The 22,448-nt window shown below is 70.2% G+C and carries 19 protein-coding genes; 10 read left to right on the forward strand and 9 right to left on the reverse strand.

Features of this window, described 5'->3' with window-relative positions; translation table 11 throughout:
• Window positions 1-98: 98 nt before the first annotated feature.
• Complete coding sequence (locus ACWCQK_RS10855) at window positions 99-1,571, reverse strand: multicopper oxidase family protein (protein ID WP_451154184.1); 1,473 nt, start codon at window positions 1,569-1,571, stop codon at window positions 99-101.
• 287 nt (window positions 1,572-1,858) lie between these two features.
• Between ACWCQK_RS10855 and ACWCQK_RS10860 the strand changes: the two genes are divergently transcribed.
• Window positions 1,859-2,656 (forward strand): carbon-nitrogen family hydrolase, encoded by a 798-nt coding sequence (locus ACWCQK_RS10860; protein WP_451154186.1) that lies wholly within the window; start codon window positions 1,859-1,861, stop codon window positions 2,654-2,656.
• 87 nt (window positions 2,657-2,743) lie between these two features.
• Here the strand turns inward: ACWCQK_RS10860 and ACWCQK_RS10865 are convergent, their stop codons facing one another.
• The 4 genes from ACWCQK_RS10865 to ACWCQK_RS10880 form a co-directional block, all read right to left on the reverse strand.
• Window positions 2,744-3,571, reverse strand: coding sequence for an alpha/beta fold hydrolase (locus ACWCQK_RS10865; protein ID WP_451154188.1), 828 nt, complete (start codon window positions 3,569-3,571; stop codon window positions 2,744-2,746).
• A 225-nt stretch (window positions 3,572-3,796) separates the two neighbouring features.
• Complete coding sequence (locus ACWCQK_RS10870; protein WP_451154190.1) at window positions 3,797-4,003, reverse strand: DUF6417 family protein; 207 nt, start codon at window positions 4,001-4,003, stop codon at window positions 3,797-3,799.
• A 326-nt stretch (window positions 4,004-4,329) separates the two neighbouring features.
• Window positions 4,330-4,707: a cupin domain-containing protein gene (locus ACWCQK_RS10875; RefSeq protein WP_451154622.1), complete on the reverse strand. Its 378-nt coding sequence runs from the start codon at window positions 4,705-4,707 to the stop codon at window positions 4,330-4,332.
• A 227-nt stretch (window positions 4,708-4,934) separates the two neighbouring features.
• On the reverse strand, window positions 4,935-5,441 hold the full coding sequence (locus tag ACWCQK_RS10880; RefSeq protein WP_451154192.1) for a DUF6584 family protein: 507 nt from the start codon (window positions 5,439-5,441) through the stop codon (window positions 4,935-4,937).
• 212 nt (window positions 5,442-5,653) lie between these two features.
• Here ACWCQK_RS10880 and ACWCQK_RS10885 point away from each other — a divergent pair, with 212 nt between their 5' ends.
• From ACWCQK_RS10885 to ACWCQK_RS10900, 4 genes are all read left to right on the forward strand, one after another.
• Window positions 5,654-7,378 (forward strand): glycosyl hydrolase family 28-related protein, encoded by a 1,725-nt coding sequence (locus ACWCQK_RS10885; RefSeq protein WP_451154194.1) that lies wholly within the window; start codon window positions 5,654-5,656, stop codon window positions 7,376-7,378.
• 62 nt (window positions 7,379-7,440) lie between these two features.
• Window positions 7,441-8,715 (forward strand): alginate lyase family protein, encoded by a 1,275-nt coding sequence (locus tag ACWCQK_RS10890; RefSeq protein ID WP_451154196.1) that lies wholly within the window; start codon window positions 7,441-7,443, stop codon window positions 8,713-8,715.
• Window positions 8,716-8,922: 207 nt separating this feature from the next.
• Complete coding sequence (gene msrA / locus ACWCQK_RS10895; protein WP_451154198.1) at window positions 8,923-9,435, forward strand: peptide-methionine (S)-S-oxide reductase MsrA; 513 nt, start codon at window positions 8,923-8,925, stop codon at window positions 9,433-9,435.
• A gap of 136 nt (window positions 9,436-9,571) precedes the next feature.
• Window positions 9,572-10,930 (forward strand): mycothione reductase, encoded by a 1,359-nt coding sequence (locus tag ACWCQK_RS10900; RefSeq protein WP_451154200.1) that lies wholly within the window; start codon window positions 9,572-9,574, stop codon window positions 10,928-10,930.
• A 56-nt stretch (window positions 10,931-10,986) separates the two neighbouring features.
• On the opposite strand, the gene ACWCQK_RS10905 is transcribed toward ACWCQK_RS10900, so the two are convergent.
• On the reverse strand, window positions 10,987-12,273 hold the full coding sequence (locus ACWCQK_RS10905; protein ID WP_451154202.1) for an NAD(P)/FAD-dependent oxidoreductase: 1,287 nt from the start codon (window positions 12,271-12,273) through the stop codon (window positions 10,987-10,989).
• Between the two features lie 77 nt (window positions 12,274-12,350).
• Between ACWCQK_RS10905 and ACWCQK_RS10910 the strand changes: the two genes are divergently transcribed.
• The 3 genes from ACWCQK_RS10910 to ACWCQK_RS10920 all read left to right on the forward strand — a co-directional run bounded on the left by ACWCQK_RS10910 (window position 12,351) and on the right by ACWCQK_RS10920 (window position 14,281).
• Window positions 12,351-12,482, forward strand: a complete 132-nt coding sequence (locus ACWCQK_RS10910; RefSeq protein ID WP_451154204.1) for a hypothetical protein — start codon at window positions 12,351-12,353, stop codon at window positions 12,480-12,482.
• Between the two features lie 81 nt (window positions 12,483-12,563).
• Window positions 12,564-13,073 (forward strand): SRPBCC family protein, encoded by a 510-nt coding sequence (locus ACWCQK_RS10915; RefSeq protein ID WP_451154624.1) that lies wholly within the window; start codon window positions 12,564-12,566, stop codon window positions 13,071-13,073.
• A gap of 299 nt (window positions 13,074-13,372) precedes the next feature.
• Window positions 13,373-14,281: an oxygenase MpaB family protein gene (locus ACWCQK_RS10920; RefSeq protein WP_451154206.1), complete on the forward strand. Its 909-nt coding sequence runs from the start codon at window positions 13,373-13,375 to the stop codon at window positions 14,279-14,281.
• Window positions 14,282-14,399: 118 nt separating this feature from the next.
• On the opposite strand, the gene ACWCQK_RS10925 is transcribed toward ACWCQK_RS10920, so the two are convergent.
• The 3 genes from ACWCQK_RS10925 to ACWCQK_RS10935 form a co-directional block, all read right to left on the reverse strand.
• Window positions 14,400-15,605: a lactonase family protein gene (locus ACWCQK_RS10925; RefSeq protein ID WP_451154208.1), complete on the reverse strand. Its 1,206-nt coding sequence runs from the start codon at window positions 15,603-15,605 to the stop codon at window positions 14,400-14,402.
• 155 nt (window positions 15,606-15,760) lie between these two features.
• Window positions 15,761-16,615, reverse strand: coding sequence for an ABC transporter permease (locus ACWCQK_RS10930; RefSeq protein ID WP_451154210.1), 855 nt, complete (start codon window positions 16,613-16,615; stop codon window positions 15,761-15,763).
• Window positions 16,612-17,571, reverse strand: a complete 960-nt coding sequence (locus tag ACWCQK_RS10935) for an ABC transporter ATP-binding protein (RefSeq protein ID WP_451154212.1) — start codon at window positions 17,569-17,571, stop codon at window positions 16,612-16,614. The genes ACWCQK_RS10930 and ACWCQK_RS10935 overlap by 4 nt, the downstream gene beginning before the upstream one ends.
• A gap of 282 nt (window positions 17,572-17,853) precedes the next feature.
• Here ACWCQK_RS10935 and ACWCQK_RS10940 point away from each other — a divergent pair, with 282 nt between their 5' ends.
• Both ACWCQK_RS10940 and ACWCQK_RS10945 read left to right on the forward strand, forming a co-directional pair.
• On the forward strand, window positions 17,854-18,243 hold the full coding sequence (locus tag ACWCQK_RS10940; RefSeq protein WP_451154214.1) for a hypothetical protein: 390 nt from the start codon (window positions 17,854-17,856) through the stop codon (window positions 18,241-18,243).
• A 195-nt stretch (window positions 18,244-18,438) separates the two neighbouring features.
• Window positions 18,439-22,425, forward strand: a complete 3,987-nt coding sequence (locus ACWCQK_RS10945) for a metallophosphoesterase (RefSeq protein ID WP_451154216.1) — start codon at window positions 18,439-18,441, stop codon at window positions 22,423-22,425.
• The last annotated feature ends 23 nt before the right edge of the window (window positions 22,426-22,448 follow it).

Consider the following 22,448-nt stretch of genomic DNA (forward strand, 5'->3'; position numbering starts at 1 on the left):
ACCTCCGGCAAACCTGGGCAAACCAGAACGGACCGCGAGACACACTTCCAGTCCACCGACGGCACGTCAGGGGCGTCGCACCACCGTGGTCGGCGCGGTCACTTGTCGATCTGGAGCACCGCCATCATCCCCGCGTCCTCGTGGTTGAGGATGTGGCAGTGCACGACGGTCCTGCCCGGATAGTCGAGGAACCGGATCCGGACGGCCATGGTTCCGCGCGGCGGGACGTCGACGGTGTCCCGCAGACCGTAGTTGGTCTGCGGCTCGCCGTTGATGCTCATCACCTGGAAGTCGTTGGTGTGGATGTGGAACGAGTGGACCTCGTCGCTGTCGTTCTTGATCGTCCACTCTTCGACGGTGTTGAGTCTGGCCCGGAAGTCGACGCGGTGATGGTCGAACTGCTTGTGGTTGATGTAGAAGAGCGTGCCCGCCTTGTTCTCCGTGAAGGTGACCGTCTTGCGTCCCGCGACGGGCTCGTCACCGAGGTCGTCCACCGGGGCGAAGGCCGTGGGCAGGGCCACCGGCCGCATCGGTTCGCCCTCGGAACGGACCGTGGCCAGTGTCACCCCGGGAAACCGGTTGCCGGCCTTGCCGGTGTCGTACGGGAGGGTCCGCAGCTCCGACACCCCGGCCTTCGGGCCCTGCACGAGCACGTCGTAGCGGGCGCCTGCGGGGATGACCAAGGAGTCGACGGAGTAGACCTTGTTGACCGGGTAGCCGTCCTGGGCGACGACGTGGAACCTGGTGCCCGGCAGCGCCACTTTGTAGAAGATGTTGGCCCCGATGTTCGCGAGGCGCCACAGCTGCGTCTCGCCGGGCCTGATCCGGATCCGTGGATCGAGCTGCCCGTTGACGGTACGTGTCGTGGGGGCGCCGATCTTGAGGTCCGTGGTCTTGACGTCGTCTCCCACGAGTTGGAAGTCCTTGAGCGCGACGACGTGTTGAGTGATCCCGCGCAGCGCCGCGGGCAGATACGTGTCGAGACCGTCGACCACGATCAGGCCGGCCATGCCGCCGGCGGTCTGGGCGGCGGAGAGCGTGTGCGGGTGCGGGTGGTACCAATACGTGCCCGGCTCCAGGCTCTTGGGGAAAGCGTACTTGTAGGTGAACGACTTCCCAGGCTCGATCTTGAGGAAGACGTTGTCCGAATTGCCGACGGGTGAGACATGCATGCCGTGCACGTGCAGGTTCGTCTGCTGGTCGAGCTTGTTCGCGAAGGAGACCTCCATGCGGTCCCCTGGTCGCAGCCGCAGCGTGGGCGGCATGTACATCCCGTTGTACGTCAGGGCCCACAGATCGCGGCCCGCCAGGCGCACCTTCCTGCGCTCGACGACGATCCTGGTCCTGAGCAGTCCGTTGCTGCTCAGGACCTCCGGGGGATCGCGCAGATCCTCCGTCGCCGGCGCGGTGAGGGCCGGCGACGGGGACACGCTCGGCAGGGAGGCGGTCGCCGTCCGCGGACGGCCGAGTGCGCTCGTCCCGGTATCCGGCGCGGTGCATCCCGCCGCCAGTGCGAGCGTGGCGAGCGCGGATCCGATGGTGGTCCGGGTGCGACGGGCGTGTACGGACAAGCTGAACCCCCATGCCCTGCGAAGGGCGGCGGACGGGCGGCCATGGGCTGCCATCATGCATCCGGGAATCCGATGAGATCGGTCACGACCCGAAGGATCCGCGCGGGCGTCACCTTGATGAGCGAGCCGCCGACGCCGGGCCCTCCCCGGGCAGGACGCGCGACGGGCCGACGGGGTCCCTAGGCTCGTAGGGAACAGGTTCTCCCCTCGGGCCGTGAAGACGGTCTCGCTCGGGCCGTGAAGAGGGTCTCGCTCAGGCCGTGAAGACGGTCTCGGAGGTGGCAGCCATGCGCGTCTCGCTGATCCAGCTGTCCGTGGACTCGCCGGACTCCGCCGACGACCGCCGGCGCCGGGCGGCGTCGCTGGTCCGCGGCCGGACCGGTGACGATCTGGTGGTCCTGCCGGAGCTGTGGGCGGCCGGCGCCTGGTCGTACGACCGCTGGGCGTCCGACGCCGAACCGGTCGACGGCCCCACCGCCGAGGTCATGTCCGCCGCCGCCCGCGCGGCCCGGGTCTGGCTCCATGCCGGGTCGATCGTGGAGCGGGACAGGGACGGGACGCTGTACAACACCGCTCTGCTCTTCGACCGGGCCGGTGAGCTGCGCGGCCGCTACCGCAAAGTGCACCGGTACGGCTTCGACACCGGGGAGGCGACCCTGATGGGCGGCGGTCGCGACCTCGTCACCGTACCCACCGACATCGGTGTGATCGGCCTCGCCATCTGCTACGACCTTCGCTTCCCCGAACTCTTCCGGGGCCTGCTCGACGCGGGCGCGGAGCTGATCGTGGTGCCCGCCGCGTGGCCCGCGGCACGGTCCGGCCACTGGCAGCTCCTCACGCGTACCAGAGCCCTGGAGGAACAGGTCTTTCTGCTGGCCTGTTGCGCGGTGGGGACCCACGGGGGCATGGAGCAGGGGGGACACAGCATGGTCATCGACCCCTGGGGAACCGTCCTGGGCGAGGCCGGCACCGGGCCGGAGACCGTGACGGTGGACTGCGATCTGGCCGAGGTCGCCCGGATCCGCACCGAACTCCCGGTGCTGCGCGACCGCGTCCTGGCGATCGAGGCTCCCGGGGGCCGGTGAGGAGGCGGCCTGACGTTCCGCGGGCGGGGGTTCGGGCGAGCGTTGCTCACCCGCCGCCCGCGGAAAGCAGGTTGTCCTCCTGGTCGCTCAACTCCGGGCGAACTCAAGGAGGTCGGCGTTGAACTGCTCGGCGAACTTGGGCACCATGGCCAGGCCGTGCGGGGCGCCCGGGTAGACCTTGTAGATCGCGCCCTTGACCAGCTTGGAGCTCTTGTCGCCCGCGGCCACGATGGGAACGATCTGGTCGTCGTCGCCGTGCACGATCAGCGTCGGGACGTCGATCTTCTTGAGATCCTCGGTGGTGTCCGTCTCGGAGAACGCCTTGACGCAGTCGTAGGCGCCCTTGATCCCCACCGACATGCTCCAGAGCCAGAACTCGTCACGCGTGCCCTGGGAGACGGTCGACCCGTCACGGTTGGCGCCGTAGAACGGGGCGCTGAGGTCCTGGTAGAACTGGGAGCGGTCGGTCTCCACCCCCTGGCGGATCTCGTCGAAGACGCTGAGCGGCAGGCCCTCGGGGTTCGCGTCCGTCTTGAGCATCAGGGGCGGAATCGCGCCCACCAGCACGGCCTTGGCGACACGGCCCGTACCGTGCCGGCCCATGTAGCGCGTGACCTCACCGCCGCCGGTCGAATGTCCGACCAGGATGACGTCGCGCAGGTCGAGTCCCTCGATGACCGCGGCGAGGTCGTCGGCGTAGGTGTCGAGGTCGTTGCCGTCCCAGCTCTGGTCGGATCGTCCGCCGCCACGCCGGTCGTGGGCGATCGCGCGGAAGCCGTTGTCCGCCATCAGTCTCAGCTGGGGGTCCCAGGCGTCGGCGGTCAGCGGCCAGCCGTGGGAGAAGACGACTGGCTGGCCCGATCCCCAGTCCTTGTAGAAGATCTTCGTGCCGTCCTGGGCAGTGACAAAGGACATGCGCGTGTCCCTCTCGTGCTGGTCCGGAACTCCGTACTTCGCTGGAGTTCAGTGCCCGAGCCGCACGTAAAAGGTCACGCCACGCCCCCTGCGAACGACACGGAGGAAGTCGGACGAGGTCAGCAGCAGGGGGCGACCGGACGGGGCACGTCGTCCGTTTCACTGTAGTCGGGGGTATGCGGATCAGCGCGCCGAGCGGCGGTGCGCGACGGGATCACCCCCGCGTCAGTTCTCCGACGGGATGCGCACAGCGATCTCGCGCGCCAGCCGGTCCGCCTCCGGCGACACGGTCGCGTCCTCCTGCGCGACGACCGCGAGCAACGCGAGCAGGTCGTGCGCCTCTTCCCGCATGAGCAGAGCGAGACACTCGGAGGTGCGCTCCGCCGACGCGGCAATGATGGCGTCCAGGTCCAGGTGGTCGTAGTCATCCATGGTCTGGGCAACGTACCCGCCGAGCCCGAGGTCACGCACGCGGAGTGCCGAACTCGGCCCCAGGACCGTGTGAGCGGCACGGACCGTCACCGAGCGTGGCGCCCCGGTGCCGCACCATCTCGGAGTGGCTTTTGCATCTCGACGGTACTGTTCGCCTTTCCCACGGTGAACAATGGAGCGATGCGCGGTGAGGGGATTTCCCGCATGTCTCGAAGGGCGGGCAGCACGTCTTACGCGACAACTCCGCCGCGCACTCCGAAATACTCCCGCCCTTTACGCCCGGTGCGCCACGCGAAGAGTATTCCGAGGGGCCTCCGGTTCGCGGGTCAGTCCGTGGGACGCGGAGCACGCAGCGGGGCCCGTCGCGCCAGTTCCGCCTCGTCGACGAGCGTGAGCATGGGCTTGCCCGGCTCGCACAGCATGGTCACGACGAATCGGCACCGGGCATCCGTGCGGGCATTGCCGTCCTGGTAATGGATCACGTCACCGCCGGGCTCCCAGAAGGTCTCGCCCGCCTTGACCACGCGTTCCGGCTCCCCTTCGAGTTCGAAACGCACCTCGCCTTCGAGCACATACCCGAACGCCGGTCCCGTGTGACGGTGCGGAGGGGTGCCGGGGTCACCAGGCGGCCACTCGACCAGAATGGTCATACCCGCGGCGCCGTCCGGAATGTGGGGCGGTTTGACGTCCTGGATGACCGTCACCGCGGTCTTCCAGACCTCGGAACGCGGTTCTTTATCGGCGTCGCCCGCTGAGTTTGCGCTCACTGTTCCACACCTCGATAACTGCTGGCCGGAGACGCGGCTGCCTGCCGCCGGACGGTGAATTCGGTGTACCGATATCTCTCGTCCGACGGTAACAGCGTGCACGTATTTCGGGCCGCATCCACGACGGCCGTGGATCGAGGAACGGGGAATCCTGGCGATTCGCGTCAGCCGAAGAGGGCGAGGAGTCCGTACACCCAGATCGCGAGGAACGCCAGGAGGGCGACCAGGCATCCGGTGGCTGCCAGGAATCCGGAAAGGGCGCCTCGCCCGCCGTCCTCCCGCTCACCGACGAGATCGCCGTCCCAGTCGACGGGGCGTCCCACCGCCTCGGAGCAGGCCGTTCGCACCGCCGCCAGCTGCTCCCTGGCGAAGGCCGTCGAGGCAAGCTCTTCGGGCCCTCGCCAGGCGAGGGCCCGCATGCGCAGGAAAGCGGTGTGGTGCCTCGCCTCGAAGGCGGACGTCTCGGCCGCGTCCCGGTCCTGTTCGAGGTACATCCAGCGGCCGGCTTCCGCGGGCTCTCCGTACAGGCGGTACACCTCGGCCAGGCGGCGGCGCAGTGTCAGGTCGTCCGGAAAGGACGACACCAGCCCGCGCAGGCGCTGGCGCGCGGCGGGCACTCGACCGGCGGCCAGGTCCGTGTCCACTCGGGCAAGGGTGTCTCTCAGCGGCATAGACACATGATCGGCCACCGCGATCATCGCCGTCGACCCGGTTTCACCCCATGGCCCCGCCGCGAGTTGGCCCCTGCACGCCACTTTCCCGGCCCCGGGCAGCCGTGCCATGCTCGCGTCCGACACGGTTATGAATGCTGTTCATGTACATGAATACACCTGCTACGTACGCGACTTCATGTAGGCGACTTCATCTCCAAGGAGGGACGGGCATGACCGACACGCACGGCACCGGGAGCGACGACCGGCGCGCCGGGATCACCAGACGAGGCCTGCTCGGCACCGCCGCGGTCGTGGCGGTGGGCACCGCCGCCGTGAGTGGTACGGCTGCCGCGATCCCCGTCACCCGTGGTGAAATCCCGCTTCTCTGGCGGGAGTTCACCGAAACTCCGTACACGCACCCGCAGATCCCGTACGTCGGGCGTGCGGGCTGCCGCACCGGCGCGGCTCGCTTCCTCCGCCACCGCCGCGTGTACGACGTACGCGCTTTCGGGGCCCGGGCGGGCGCCGACACCGACTCCGCCCCCGCGATCAACCGTGCCATCGCCGCCGCCGGACGGGCCGGCGGTGGCACGGTCACCCTTCCGCCCGGGACGTTCCGTATCGACGACGTGATCCGCGTCGGTCACTCGAACGTCGTGCTGCGCGGCGCCGGCAGCGACCGCACGACGCTCCTCGCGACGCGGAACCTGACCGAGCTGATCGGCGTCTACGGCTCCCGCTACGGTGGCGACAAGTCGTCCTGGTCCTGGGCGGGCGGCCTCATCTGGCTGGCCCCCGAGGCGCGTTGGAACTCGCTCGTCGCCGCGATCCGGGCGAAGGCGTGGCCGTTCGAGGGCTGGACCGGCAACCGGCGCGACGAGTGGCGGCCGCTCACCGGTATCGAACCGGCGCGGCAGGGCGACTGGACCGTGACGGTCACCGACCCCGCCGGACTGCGTCCGGGCGCGCTGGTTCTGCTGCGCCTCGTCGACGACTCCGCGCACACACTCCTGGAGCACATGGCGGGCGGCGGACCGGGACCGGAAGCGTACTTCTGGGACGACAAGACGAAACTGACCTCGTACGTCCCCTACGAGTGGCCGGTGCGCATCACCCGCGTCCGGGGGCGGCGGGTCACGCTGGAGCGCCCCCTGCCGCTCGACGCGCGCCCGGAGTGGAATCCGCAGCTGACCACCCACGTGACGGAGCTGACCGGCTCGGGCGTCGAGGGCCTGACCGTACAGGCGGTGGAGACCCCGCAGCAGCCGCACCTCCTCGACAAGGGGTACAACGGCGTCGTCCTGCAATGCGCGTACGACTGCTGGGTGGACGACGTGACGGTCCGCCATGTCGACAACGGGTTCGGGCTGGTCGCCGCGTCCGCCTGCACCCTGCGCCGGACGCGGGTCGCGGGCCGTGGCAGCCACCATCCCTACTTCTGCCGCGAGGGCTCGCACGACAACCTGATCGAGGACTTCACGATCGAGGAGCGGACGACTCCCGCGCCGGCCACCACCCAGCTGCACGGCGTCAACGTCGAGGGGCTGTCCTCGTACAACGTCTGGTCACGGGGTGACATGCGGATGGGCACGTTCGACAGCCACCGCGGTCTGCCCTTCGCCGACGTCCGCACCGACATCACGCTGAACAACAACGGGCGCCACGGTGGTGACGCGAGCGCCGGCCCCCTGTTCGGCGCCCGCTTCACGCACTGGAACATCCGCGTCACCAACGGCCGGGCGGGCCTGGTGAAGATCGACAACCTGGCCCCGTACTCCGCCACCGTGGCCATCGACGAGGTCAGGGAGTTCGACCAGATCGACGTCAGCGACTTCACCGGCGACCTGCACACGCGTCTGGAGCTGTACGGCGCCCCGGACGCCGTACGGCCGCGGAACCTCTACGAGGCCCAGCGAGGGCTGCGGGACCGGCAGGCTCCGCCGACCGGGCGTTGAGCTCGCGCGACGGACTCACCGCGTGGGTGCGTCGCGTTCACCGACATGATCGGAGTTGATCGATGACCATGCGTTCCCGCCTGGGTGTCCTCGTGACGGTCCTGGCCGCGCTCACCGCGGGGGTCGTACCCGCCGCATCGGCGCACCCGGCGCACTCGGCGCCCCGAGTGCCGCACACCGCCGTGCTCGACGGCACTCGGCTGCAACAGGCGAAGATCCGGCTGGATCACGGCGACCCCCGGCTGCGGCGAGCCGCCGAGGCGCTGGCGGACCGCGCCGACCGGTGGCTCGGCCAGGGCCCGTGGACCGTCGTCGACAAGCCCAGACCCGCACCGGGCGGCGATGTCCACGACTATCTCAGTCAGGCTCCGTACTGGTGGCCCTCCCAGCCGCCGACCGCCGAGAACCCGTGGGGCTGCCCGTACGTGCAACGCGACGGCCAGCGCAATCCCGAGGTCGACACCGGCACCGACCGTCAGGATGTCGAGAAGGTGTTCGACGCCACCTACGACCTCTCCCTCGCCTGGTACTACACCGGCGAGAAGCGCTACGCCGAGAAGGCCGGGCAGATCCTGCGCACCTGGTTCCTCGCCCCGGCCACGAGGATGAACCCGAACCTCGACCACGCGCAGTTCATCCCCTGCAAGTACGACGGCAGGGCCATCGGCATCATCGACTTCTCGCAGTCCTACACCAGCGTCCTCGACGCCCTCGCCATCCTGGACACCGGTGCTCCGGGCTGGAGCAGGACCGACAGCACCGGTATGACCACGTGGAACACCGACTTCCTCGGCTGGCTCAAGAACAGCGAGTTCGGCCGGCAGGAGGGCGCCGCCGCCAACAATCACGGCACCTTCTACGACATGCAGCTCGCGGCCCTCGCCTACGCGACCGGCGACAGGGACCTGGCCCGGCGGACCGTGCTGGACTCGCGGAGCAGGCGCATCGCGCCGCAGATCGCCGGCGACGGCAGCCAGCCCCAGGAGCTGGCCCGTACACGCAGCTGGCACTACTCGACCTTCGACCTGGTCGCCTACACGCGGCTCGCCGCCATCGGCCGGCACGTCGGTGTGAACCTGTGGCAGTACCGGGGTCCGGACGGACAGAGTCTGTTCAAGGCGGTCGACTACCTTCTGCCCGCCGCCACCGCGTCGTCCGCCTGGCCACACCCGGAGCTCGAGTTCTACCGGTACGCGGCCACCGACGTCGTCCACGCGGCCGCCGACGCCGGAGACACGCGGGCGCGAAAGGCCCTGCCCCTCCTGGAGGAGCCGCCGGGCGGCGACCTGTGGGCCCTGCGCCCCGCGGCGGAGCAACTGGACTCCATCACGGGCTGACCCACACCTGTCCGCGACGAGCGGGTGGCCGGCGACCACCGGCCACCCGCTCGTCGTCGGTCACCCGCTCGTCGCGGTGCGCCTCTGCCCCTCCGGTACCACCCGGCGGTCGGTCACGGAACAGCAGTAGAATGTGATGCCGCAGTCGGGCCGGTGCGGATTATGTGACACCTCGAATTATTCATTGCCTTGAAGGAGTGGGACCAATTGAGTACTCATGAGGAAACGGCGCTTCTCGCGGGTGGCTGCTTCTGGGGAATGCAGGAACTGGTCCGGACGCTGCCGGGCGTATTGAGCACCCGGGTGGGATACAGCGGCGGCACCACGGAGAACGCCACTTACCGAAATCACGGAACGCACGCCGAGTCGATCGAGATAGTTTTCGATCCGGACGTGACCAGCTATCGCGCGATCCTGGAATTCTTCTTCCAGATCCACGATCCGACGACGAAGAACCGCCAGGGCAATGACATCGGCGCCGACTACCGGTCCGCGATCTTCTATCTCGGCGACGCGCAGAAGCGTGTGGCCGAGGACACCATCGCCGATGTCGAGGCGTCAGGGCTCTGGCCGGGGTCCGTGGTGACGGAGGTCGTCCCGGCCGGCCCGTTCTGGGAGGCCGAGCCCGAGCACCAGGACTATCTCCAGCGCTATCCCGAGGGCTACACCTGCCACTTCCCGCGGCCGAACTGGCGACTGCCGAAGCGCGCGGATTCCTGAGCCGGCGTCCCTACGCGCCGCGGGATCGATATCTCGCCGAACAGTTATCTCTCCGGATCGATATCTCGCCGGAACGGTATCCAGCCGCAACGGCATTTCGCTCGATCGGTATTTCGTCGACGGAAGGCGGACGGGCATGCGGCACTACGATCTCGTCGTCCTGGGGACGGGCAGCGGCAACATGCTGCTCAGTGAGGAATTCGCCCCTCTCCGCACCGCCATCGTGGAACCGGGCCGATTCGGCGGCACCTGCCTCAACCGGGGATGCATCCCGAGCAAGATGTTCGTCCTCACCGCTGACGCGGTCGAGGACGCGCTGGCCGCGGAGCGTCTCGGTGTGCACGCGAGCGTGGCGCCCGTCGACTGGAAGACCGTCCGCGACCGGGTGTTCCGCCGTATCGACCCGATCCATGACAGCGGGATCGAGTACCGCAGGAAGAGCGGCGTCGACGTGTACACCGAGGAAGGGCGATTCGTCGCCCCGAAGGTGCTGCAGGTCGGCGCCGAGCGGATAACGGCCGACACGTTCGTCGTCGCGATCGGCTCTCGGCCCGTGGTGCCGGACATACCCGGCCTGGACACGGTGGACTACCACACCTCGGACACCGTCATGCGGATCGACGAGGTACCCCCGTCCATGATCGTGCTCGGCGGCGGCTTCATCGCGGCCGAGTTCAGTCACGTGTTCAGCGCCTTCGGCACCGACGTCACGATCGTGCAGCGCGGGCCGCGCCTGCTGATGGCGGAGGACGAACAGGTGTCGGCGCGCTTCACCGAACTCGCCGCACGGCGCCATCGCGTGCTGCTCGATGCCACGACCACCTCCGTCGCGCGGCACGGCGACGGCGTGGCGGTGACCGTGCGGCTCCCGGACGGCGGCGAGCAGGTCATCGAGGCCGCCACGCTGCTGGTGAGCGTCGGCCGCCGGCCCAACACCGACCGCCTGGACGCCCTCGCCGGCGGACTCGAACTCGACGAGCACGGCCACATCATCGCCGACAGCGCCTACCGGACATCCGTGCCGGGAGTCTGGGCACTGGGCGACGTGGTGAACCACTTCCAGCTCAAGCACATGGCGAACGCCGAGTCGCGGGTCGTGCAGCACAATGTGCTGCACCCGGACGACGTGCGCACACTCACCAACACGGTCGCTCCGCACGCGGTGTTCACCAGCCCGCAGATCGCGAGTGTCGGCCTGACCGAGCAGGCCGCGCGGCGCCGCGGGACGGACTTCCTGGTGAGCGTCCGTGACTACGCCGACACGGCGTACGGATGGGCCCTGGAGGACACCACCAGCTTCGCCAAGATCCTGGCCGACCCGGCCGATCGCACGATCCTCGGCGCGCACATCATCGGCCCCCAGGCCGCGACGCTCATCCAACCGCTGCTCCAGGCCATGTCCTTGGGGATGACGGTGGACCAGGTCGCCCGGGACGTGCTGTACATCCATCCCGCCCTGACCGAAGTGGTGGAGCAGGCGCTGCTGGCCCTGTGACACCTCACCCGCGGCGCCTTCGTCCCCCGCGCCACGGCCGACGTCACGGTCGTCGCCTAGCGGCCGAGGTCCCGGGACACCTCGCGGGCCGCGCGTGCACCCGATGCCAGAGCTCCCTGGACCGATCCGGTGGCCCGGTGGTCTCCGCACACATACCGGCCGGGAGCGACCCGGGTGGTGCGGCTGAGAGGCTGTGGCGGCGACATGGCGGGCAGCGCGTCGGGCACGGTGCGCGCGGTCAGCAGGTCCCAGCCGTCGGTGTCAGCGTCGTACGCCTCGGCGAGTGCGGCCCGGACCGCGCGTTCGCGGCCCGCGCCGTCCTCACCGAGCACCGAGGTCGCGATCAGGGACATCCCCGCGGGCGCGTACCCGGGTACCACCTCACTGAGGACGCAGGTGTTCAGGAACCGCCCGCGCGTGTCGGTGAGGAGGGTGGGTTCGGCGAGCGGGGTGCGTGTACCGGCGTGGTAGTAGGTCGTCACCACCCGGTACGCGGGCATGTCCAGCTCCGGCAGCAGACGGGCGACCGGCCCCGGACCGGTCGCCACCACCACGGCACGGGCCGGGAGTTCGGCACCCGTGGCCAGTTCGACGCCGTCGTCCGTCAGGCGCGCCACCTCGGTGCCGAGCCGTACGGTCGCCGCCGGAAGCGCGGCGGCGAGCAGCCGCGGCACCGCTCCGATCCCCTCCCCCGGCAGGCAGAGCGTGCCGCGCAGCATGCTGCGCCAGACGAGGTGGAAGAAGCGTCCCGAGGTCTCCAGCTCGTCCTCCAGGAAGACGCCCGAAAGGAAGGGGCGGAAGAAGCGTTCGACGAACTCCTCGGAGAATCCGGCCGCCGCGAGCTCGGTCCGGGTGGTGCGGTCCTCGCCGTGCTTCAACAGTCGTACGGGTGCGAGCATGTCCCGCGCCGACAGTGCGCCCAGCGCGATGAGGTCGCGTGTCCCCGCGAGCCGTCCGGGGAGCAGATCGCGCAGACCACGTGACGTGCCGGTCGGGCTGCGGGTCGGGTCGCTGAACCGCAGCGTCCCGTCCTGCGTGTGCACGAGGACTCCCGGCGTGAAGGGCCGCAGCCGCAGCTCCCGCAGCGGAAGCCTGCGGCGCACCTGAGGGTAGGAGGTGTTGAACACCTGGAAGCCGCGATCGATGAGGAAGCCCTCGTGGCGGTCGGTTCGCATGCGGCCGCCGACCTCGTCGGACGCCTCCAGGACCGTGACGTCGAGGCCTCCGCTCAGGAGGTCCGCGGCGCAGGCAAGACCGGCGAGGCCGGCGCCGACCACCAGGACATCCGGTACTCCGCTAGGGGTGGCCACAGGCACTCTCCTCGTCCGACGGCTCCAGCGCATCCGCCACCGGGGCCGTCTCCGGCCTCGCTGACCGCCGCGCACGTCCGTACGCGGTCTCCACGACCGATCTTCCCGCCGTGCCGCCGCGATGGACGCACGGCACGCTGACCGGCTCGCCGCCGCGATGGACGCACGGCACGCTGACCGGCTTCCCGCACACGATCACCGGGCCGGCGGCCGTCGCGGGCGGCCAGGGCGGACGGCGGTGACGGGCGGCAGTGACGGTGCCGGCCGCGCATGCCATCATTCCTACTTGCCAGTAGCAGGCTTTCCCGGTGAGAGGCAGTGTCTTGGCCCGCGTATTCACGGTGCACAGCAGCGTCGTCATCGCCGTCCCGCCCGAAGTCGCCTATCAGGCCGTCAGCTGCCCGGGTGACATGGGCCGTTGGAGCCCGGAGAACCTGGGGACCACGGCCGGACCGGCCGACGGACCGGCCGCGTTGGGTTCGACCTTCGTCGGGCGCAACAAGCGCGGACGGTTCCGGTGGGTGACGCGCTGCACGGTCACGGCAGCCGATCCCGGCCGTCGCTTCGCCTTCCGCGTCCACGCGATCGGACTCGACCGACCGCGTCTGCGCGGCCCGATCGCCACCTGGGAGTACCGCTTCGAGCCGAGTGGCGACGGTACGAGGGTGACGGAGACCTGGACCGACGACCGACGCGCGTGGCCGACGTTCGTGGCCCACACCTTCGACCGGCTCGCCACCGCGGGCAGTACCTTCGCCGACTTCCAGACCCGCAACATCGAGAAGACGCTGCGCAACCTCAAGCGGGAACTGGAACTGGACCGGACGGCCTGACCGCTGGACGGCGCTGCCTTCAGTGAGCGGACAGCGCTCCGTCGCTGCTGGAGACCATCCGGGACCAGAACTCCCGGACGCCGGAGACCACGATCCCGGTCGCCCGCGGTGTCTTCATGGAACCTGCGCCCATGGCTGCTGCGTCCGAAAGCCGCCGGGGACCCGAATACAGGGTGAGCACTACGCCCGTCGCCCATCCTCGGGAGCCACGGAATCGACGGCAGCGAATCGAAGGAAGCGAGAGAATCGAGAGGGCGAGGCGCGTCAGAGACACCGTCCGGCAGGAGGACACCGCGCCGATGAGACCGACCGGACCGTACGTCGACGGACTGCGGGAACGCCTCGGCAGCGGGCTCTTCGCCCGCGTGGCGGGACCCGACGGCCCCCGCAACCGCGCCCGCATCCACGGCACGCCGGGTCCCCGCTGGTTCGGACCGGAGCGCCCCATCCGCAGGGTCCACGGGGACGCGTCGATGTTCATCGGCGGTCTGTCCGCACTGCTGCTCCAGTCCCTTCATCCGCTCGCCATGGCGGCGGTGGCCGCCCACTCGGGGTTCCGCGGCGACCCGTGGGGCAGGTTGCAGCGCACCAGTACATTCCTGGCCACGACGACGTACGGCACGGCCGACAGCGCCCGGCTCGCCTGTGCGCGGGTGCGGGCGGTGCACGAGCGCGTGTACGGCGTGACCCCGGACGGTACGCCCTACCAGGCGGGAGACCCGCATCTGCTGGCCTGGGTCCACGCCGCCGAAGTCGACAGCTTCCTGCGCGCTCACCAACGCTACGGACGCCACCGGCTGACGGCGGCGGAATGCGACGGGTACGTCGAGGACACGGCACGCGTCGCAGGCGCGCTGGGCGTCGCCGATCCACCGCGGAGCCGGGCGGAACTCGCCGAGCTGCTGAGCGCATACCGTCCGGAACTGCGGGCCGGCGAGCAGGCGCGCGGCGCCGCGCGCTTCCTCCTGCTCGACCCGCCGCTGCCGTTCGTCGCCCGCCTCCCCTACGGTGTCCTCGCCGCGAACGCCGTGTCCTTGCTGCCCGACTGGGCCGCCCGGGAGCTCCGGTTGCCCCGGCTGCCACTGGTCGAGGACCTGTGCGTACGGCCGCTCGGCTCCGCCGTGACCTGGGCGATCCGGTGGGCGATGGCACCTCCGCCGTCACCTCTGCCGTCACCGTCGCCACCGCCGACCGTCACGACCGTGTGAGAGCACCGCGCGGCGCGGATGGCCGCCGGCCCGCACTCGGCCCGGTCGCCGCGAGGGGAGCGGCACGGCGTCCCGGAGAAGGAGATTCCGGGACGCCCATCGCCGCGGTGGCCGCTTCTTACACCGCGGCGATGCCCTCCATGCCGGACGCGGCGAAGGAGGGGAGCCCTGTGACGGTGGTGACCTTGGTGAGCGCGCCGTCGGTGCCGACACGGAACCCGTCGACCGTGCCCGAGGTGGCGTTCTGCACGTAGAGGAACTTCGCGTCCTTCGTCACCGCCAGGTCGATGACACCCTGGGATCCCGCCGACGGCGGGGTGGCGACGCCCGTGGCGTCGGTGAGCGCGAGCCGGCCGTGGCGGTCGGTGCCGTAGCCGGTCACGGCGGAGTCGCCGGTATTGCCTCCGTAGAAGAAGTCACCCGCGCGTTCCAGCCAGCACAAGGTCTTCTGACCGTTAGCCAGGGGCCGCTGAACGACCTTGAGGGTGCCGTCGGCGCGCACCTTGTAGGTGGTGACCGTCGAGTCCTTGGCCTCGGCCACCAGCATCCGGCCCGCCCGATCGAAGGTGATCGCGAAGGGCACACCGCCGGCCGAGTCGTTGACCACGGCGTGGCGCGCGGGACGACCGTCGCGGCGCATCGGGAACACCTCGACCGTGTCGGCGGACTTGGTGGTGACCACCAGCTCACCACCGCCCGGTGTGAACGCGACCTGGCCGGGCGAGCTGGAGAACAGCGGCACCTTCGCGTTGTCGAGCCCGAGGGAGCGGTGCGAGCCGCTCAGCGGCCGGAGCCCCTCGGCCGTGATCCGGAAACCCTGGACACTTCCCGCGCCACCGGCGTTCATGACGTAGGCGAGATGACCGGACACCGCGATCGAGGCCGGGAAATCCCCTCCGGACGCCACTACTTGGCGGTCCGTCAGCTTCTGGCCGCGCACCCGGAACGAGGTCACGGTGCCACTGCCCGCGTTGACCGCCAGCAGTCGCCCCGACCGGTCGTCGTAGACCAGCGAACCCTGGGAGGCGAGGGAGTCGGTCGGAGCGTCGACCTGGTCGCCGCCCCTGCCGCCGGTCGCGTAGCGCCCCGCGGCCGTCAACTCGCCTTTCCCGGACCGCTTGAAGACGCGGATGGTGTTGCCGTCGAGTTCGTTGCCCTGGACGAACACCGCGTGGTCGGCCCTGGCCGTGGCAGGAGACCGATGCGGCTCTCCCGCGGAGGCGACGGTCACCGTCGCGACGGCCCCCGCGGCGGCGAGGACGGCGGCTCCGCCGATGGTCAGCCGGACCTGAGAGGACGACCTGCGCCTGTGGTGCCTGCTCATGCGTTGCTCCTCGGCCTTCGCCGCCCCCTCGGACCGGTGGCGGGCAGAGACAGAGTTGCCCACGAGTCGAGTGTGGCAGGAGAGGTTCATGGCTCGCGTCAGCCTCTCGTAAGAACTGCGGCGGAGAGATCGGCTCACCGAGGACGCGCACCGCGTCAGGCGTCCGTGCGCACCAGTCGGTACCCGGCGCCCGCCAGCGCGAGTGCGGTCCAGGCGACGAACACCAGGAGCCCGGCGACGGGTGACAGGGTCGCCGTGTCGTGGGTCAGCGCGAACATCGACGCACCCGCGTTGCTGGGCAGGTACTTGCTGATGTCGTCCTGCCACGAGGCGGGCAGCAGCGCGACCAGGCCGGGCACCAGCATCAGCGCGGCGACCAGGAGCGCGATGCCTCCGGCGACCGACCGCAGCAGCGCGCCGAGGGCGACGCCGATCACGGCGACCAGGCCGAGGTAGAGGGCGGCGGCCAGAAGACCGCGTACGACGCCCGTGTGCGACAGCGGCAGGGCCGCGGGGGTGCCGGACAGCATGCCGCCGGCGACGGGGAACACGATGGCGATGCCCACGGTGGCGACGGCGAGGGTGACCAGGCCGCACACGGCCGCCTTCGACCACAGGACCGGCAGGCGCCGCGGCACCGCGGCGAGGGTGGAGCGGATCATGCCGGTGGAGTACTCGCCGGCGGCGACCAGCACGCCCAGGACGCCCACGGCCAACTGGGCGAAGTTGGCGCCGAACAGCGAGAGGCTGAGGGCGGTGGCATCGGCGCTCTCCCGGTACATGGGCCGCCCCGAGGTGTACTCGGCGTGGTAGTGCACCGCGGCGATGACACCGAATCCGACCAGGAACAGCAGGCCGAGGCCCAGGGTGATCCAGGTGGAGCGCAGGGACCAGAGTTTGGCCCACTCCGAGCGCAGCACTCCGCGTCCGGTCACCCTGTACCGCGGATGTCCCGGCCGCGCGGGGACCGGTGCGGTCGCCGAACTCTCGGTCACGGTCGTCGCGCTCATGCCACACTCCGGGGGGTCTCGACGGCTGCGGTGGTAGCGGTACGGGCGGCGGCGGTGCCGCGGTATTCGACGGCGTCGTTGGTGAGGTCCATGAACGCCTGCTCCAGCGAGACCGTCCGGGAGCTGAGTTCGTACAGGGCGATGCCGTGCTCGGCGGCCTTGAGGCCGATGGCCCGTGCCGACAGGCCGGTCACCTGGAGTTCCTCGGTACCGATCGCTCCGGTGATCTCGACGCCCGGACCGGCCAGGACCTCACGCAGCCGGGTGGCCCGGTCGGAGGCGACCGTCACCGTGTCGCCGCCGCCCCGGCGGACCAGCTCACGCACCGTGGTGTCGGCCAGCAGACGGCCCCGCCCGACGACGATCAGATGGTCGGCGACCAGCGCCATCTCGCTCATCAGGTGTGAGGAGACGAAGACGGTGCGGCCCTCGGAGGCGAGTCGGGTGAGCAGGCCGCGGATCCACAGCACACCCTCGGGGTCGAGCCCGTTGACCGGCTCGTCCAGCATGAGGGTGGCCGGGTCGCCCAGCAGTGCCGCCGCGATGCCCAGCCGCTGGCCCATGCCGAGGGAGAACGCGCCGGCCCGCTTCCTGGCCACGGACTGAAGGCCGGTCAGCTCCACGACCTCCGCCACCCGTCGGCGCGGAATGCCGTGGGTGTGGGCCTGCGCCATCAGGTGGTCGAACGCGGAGCGGCCCGGATGGATCGACTTGGCCTCCAGCAGGGCGCCGACCTCCTGCAACGGCGCGCTGTGCTCGGCGTAGCGCCTGCCGTTGACGGTCACCCGGCCGGCGGTGGGCGCGTCGAGTCCGACGATCATGCGCATGGTGGTGGACTTGCCCGCGCCGTTCGGGCCCAGGAAGCCGGTGACCGTGCCCGGTCTGACGACGAAGTCCAGGCGGTCCACCGCCGTCTTCTCCCCGTAACGCTTCGTCAGCTGTTGCGCCTCGATCATCGCTGCTCCCTCACCTCGCGCCGGCGGACCCTCCTGGTCCCTCTCCCGCAACGCTAGGACTCGCGGGCCGGGAATCCGCGGCACGGCGAGGTGGATGACGCCGTGTGGTGGTACCGCGGTAGCTCCGACGCGGGTCGTGGTCCGTCGTGGCGCCGTGGCGGCCCCGCGGCGCGGACGGTCCCCGCCACAGCCGCATATCGATTCGGCAGCGAGGTCTGTCTGTCCGTCCGGGCAGCCGCCGATAATTGCCGAGCCCCGCCGCACTCGATCGAAGGAACGCGCATGACCCAACTGCCCGGCACGGCCAGATCCGCCCGCGCCCTGCTCGTCGTCGTGGGCGCGGCCGGCGCCGTCGGCCTGACGGGACTGATCGTGGCCGCCGTGACGTTCAGGACGGGCGCCTTGGGCGAACTGGTCCTGGGCATGATGGCTCTCGCCGCGATTCCCTGCGCGGCCCTCGCCGTGACCTCCTTCGTCCTCGCCCGGAAGTTCGCCGACGGCGGCGACTCGGTCCGGGTCGGCGCGGTGGCCGTCGGCTGGGTGGTCATCGTGGCGGGCGCGGTCGCTCTGCTGGCCGGGCGGGAGATGTGGGGTGGCGCCGGGATCACCCTGGGCGCCGTGCTGACGGTCCTGTCGACCACGGAACGCACGCGGGACTGGTTCGGCGCCTGAGCCCCCGGCGTCGCCGCACCGAGGCGCCGCCACCACGCGGTGCGGGCGGGCCGGCTCCCGTCGCAAGATCTTTTCGCTGATCGTTCACAGCCGACTCACCGGCGTTCACCTGCGTCGTCGACGATTCATCATGTGCATGCCCGACAGGTTCGCGGCGTGCCCACATTGTCGGACGATCAGGAAGGACGACTGCTGATGCGGTCAACACAGCCGCGAAGACGGCAGTTTGGTGGATCCGGCGGCCGGCGGCTCGCGAGTGCCGCCCTGACCGCACTCGTCCTGGTGTGCGGAAACGCCACGGTGGCGTACGCCGACCCGGGCACGGACGACCAGCGCGCCACGGCGAAGCAGGAGTCGTCGAGCGAGAACGCGACGACGCTGCCCACGCTCACCCCCGCCGACGGGACGTATCTCGAGGGCGCCCAGAAGGTCGCGGCCACCCCGACCCTGGCCGGGGACTCGGTCACCAAGGTCGCCGTCGACGGACGGCCGGTCGACGCCGCGAAGACGCTCGGGGTGTCCCGGCTGAGCTTCGACGTCGGCTCGAACTCGACGGAGGCCCGCTACCGCAACCACGTACTCGTCAACGGCGAGTACCGGGCGGACATCGGTGACCTCGTCAACGAGCGGGGCACCATCGAGATCCCGAACGAGCACCTGGTCAAGGGCGAGAACACGATCAAGTTCCTCGCGGGCACCGTCGAGAGCTCGTGCGGTACCAACTACGACGACTTCGTGCTGTCCGACATCGAGCTCACCCTGCTGGGCGAGGTCGCGGACGGCGAGGAGAACGAGTACACGTACTCCTTCGGTGACGGCAACTGCGGTTCCAACAACACCCTGTTGACGCAGGCGTCGCTGAGCTTCTTCGTTCTCGGCGACCCGCGGGGCACCACCGGCCTCCAGAGCGACCTGGACACCACGAAGCTCTCCAACGGCAAGCACACGATCACCGCGACGACCGCCTCGCGCAAGTCGGTCACCAACAAGGTGACCGTCAACAACGCCCCGGCGGGCGCTCCCCGGCTGCTGCCCAAGGACGGCACGCTGGTGAGGGGCGGACAGTCGGTGTTCGCCGACTTCCCGGCGGGTACCGAGGGCGAGGTCGCCTCGCTGACCGTGGACGGCGACAAGCCCCTCGCCGCACCCGGGTTGGGCAATGGCGCGGCCACATTCTCCTTCGATGTCGGCGCCAACTCGCTCGACGACAAGTACGACAACCACCTGCTGGTCAACGGCAAGCGGATCGACCTGGGCGGCACCTGGGTCAGTCAGCGCGTGGAGATCGCGATACCCGCGCGGTTCCTGGTCCCCGGTGACAACACCGTCGAGGTCGTGACCGGCCCGTACAAGGAGACCTGCGGCAACAACCGCGACGACTTCGACCTCGCGAACCTCGGCCTCGCCCTGGACGGCGCCACCGTCACCGGCAAGGACATCGCCGCCTCGTACGCGATGGGCGACGGCAGTTGCGGCACCGCCACCGACCGGCTCGCCGAGGCCGAACTGCACTACACGATCGACGCCCCGGCCGTCGCGGTCACCGACACGCTGGGCTCCGGCACCGCGACCCTCGGCTTCACCGTGGGCAGCAACTCGATCGAGGCCCGCTACCAGAACTACGTCCTGGTCAACGGCCAGAAGACCGTGCTGGACGCCGACTACGTCAGCCGGCACGTCGATCTGGCGATCCCCGACGAGTGGCTGGTGCCCGGCTGGAACACCGTCGACATCGTCACCGGCACCTACGCCACCGCCTGCGGCGCCAACCGGGACGACTTCGCACTGTCCGGGATCACGCTGACGCCCGCCGTCGGCAGCGCCGAGGGCCGGATGGTCAAGGGCTCCTACAGCTTCGGCGACGGCAACTGCGGTGACAACGTCAACCCGTTGACCGAGGTCGACCTCGAGTTCTTCGTGGACGGCCCGGCCCAGGGTGTCCGCGCCGACCTCGACACCGCGAAGCTCCAGGACGGCACACACACGCTGGCCGCCACCTCGAAGACCGGCAGGACCGCCACCCGCGTCCTTGCCACCGACAACTCGGCGCCCCAGGTCGCCAGCAGCACCCCCCGGGCCGGTCAGAGGATCACCGCGTCGGTCGTCCTCGGCGTGCAGATGAAGGACCTCTCCGGCGTGGTGAGCGGCCCGGACATCAAGCTCGACGGTACGGCCGTCGAGGCCGGAGCCGAGGTCGGCCCCGGCCTGTCCGCCGGTGCGCACACGCTCTCCGTGACCGCCACCGACGCGCTGGGCAACACCGGCACCCGTGAGGTGCGGTTCACCTCCGCCGGCATCCCGGACACCCCCGCACAGCTGACCCCCGCGTCCGGCACCACCGACGCCGGCCGGAACGTCACCCTGTCCGCGAAGGTGGCCGAGCCCGACGGCGGCACCGTGACCGCGACCTTCTCCGAGGCCGAGATCCTCACCCCGGGCGAGGTGTACCAGGGCACGGCCACCGCCGTCCCGACCACGCTGAAGGTCAAGGGCGAGAAGAAGGTCAAGGCCGCGGGTCTCGCGCCCGCCGACGGCAGGACGCTCGCCGCGCCCTCCTCCGCCGACGTCACCTTCCAGCGGTTCGACGTCCAGGTGACGGGCCACGTCGACCAGCCGGTGCTGCGCTGGGAAGGCGTCATCGACCCCGAGCGCCTCGCCGCGCTGCGGGTGTGGAACAACGACACCGGGCAGTGGGACGTCGTCAACAGCGCCCGCGGCGCCGCCGAGGGCAACACCGTGCTTACCTCGGTGCTGGACGGCCCCTACGTCGACCACCGGCGGGTGCACGTCATGGTCACCGGTGAGGACCCCTTCGCCGACGACATCGACGCCGGTGACGCGAACTCGTTCGCCGACCCCGGCTCGTACGACTTCTCGATCGTCCACTACACCGACACGCAGTACCTCTCCGAGGGCGCGGTCGAGCAGGAGACGGCCGAGGAGCGCGCGGTCTGGGAGAAGGCGTACGGGGACGTCTCCCGCTGGATCGCGGCCAACAAGGACAAGCGGAAGATCGCCTACGTCGCCCACACCGGCGACCTCATCGAGAACAACATCCGCAAGCCCGCCGACGAGGCCACCCGCAAGGAGGTCGTCGGTGAGCTGGAGGTGTCCTCCAGGCAGCAGAAGATCCTGGACGACGCGGGCATCCCGAACGGTGTCATCGCCGGCAACCACGACAACCAGTCGGGGACCGAGAACGGCCCCGACGCCATCTACAACCAGTACTACGGCCCCGACCGCTACCAGGCGCTCTCCCAGGGCTGGGAGCACGCCAGTTACGGCGGCCCCTGGCGGGCGGGCGACAACCAGAACCACTACGACCTGTTCAGCGCCGGCGGCCAGGACTTCGTCGTGGTCGGTCTGTCCTACGGGGTGACGCGAGAGGAGGCCGAGTGGGCCGACTCGGTCTTCAAGCGCTACCCCGACCGCAACGGCATCCTGCTCTCGCACGACTACCTCGCGCCGAGCAGCAACCCCGACGGCCGCGGAGCCCCGTTCTCCGTGCCCGACGGCTCGATGCTGTACAAGACGGTGGTCCAGGACAACCCGAACGTGTTCCTGATCCTGGCCGGTCACGAGCACGGCGTGGGCACCAACGTGAAGCCGAAGGTCGGCGAGATCAGCCACGACGTGGTCGAGCTGCTCGCGGACTACCAGTTCTACACGGTGTCCGCGGACCGGCTCGGGCTCACCGAGATCGGCGGCTACCGGCCCGACGACCAGCTCCAGTTCGGCGCGAGCTTCTTCCGGATGCTCCAGTTCGACGTGGACCGCTCCGAGCTGACCGTCGACACGTACTCGCCGCTGCTCGACGAGTTCGGGGCCACCGAGTACGACACCAACCACCGCTACGACGGCACCGAGGACAACATGGTGCTGCCGATCGACCTCAACTCCCGCGAGACGACCCTCGCGACCGACTCGGTCGCGCTGTACAACCCGGTCAGCGTGATCGGGCGTACGAAGGTGAAGTCCGGCGCGGCCGCCTCGGTGACGTGGCGCGGGCTCAGGCCCGGATCCACCCACGCGTGGTTCGTCACGGCCCGCTCCGGCGGCGGCGGGGTCACCGCCTCCGAGCCGAGCGTCTTCGTGACGAGGGACGCCCAGGGCCGGCCCGGCACGTGGGGCCCGGACACGCCGTACTACGACTGGTTCACCCCGTCGAAGAGCCGGTCCTGACCGGCTGACCTCCGGCACGGCCC

The organism is Streptomyces sp. NPDC002306, from assembly GCF_053593435.1.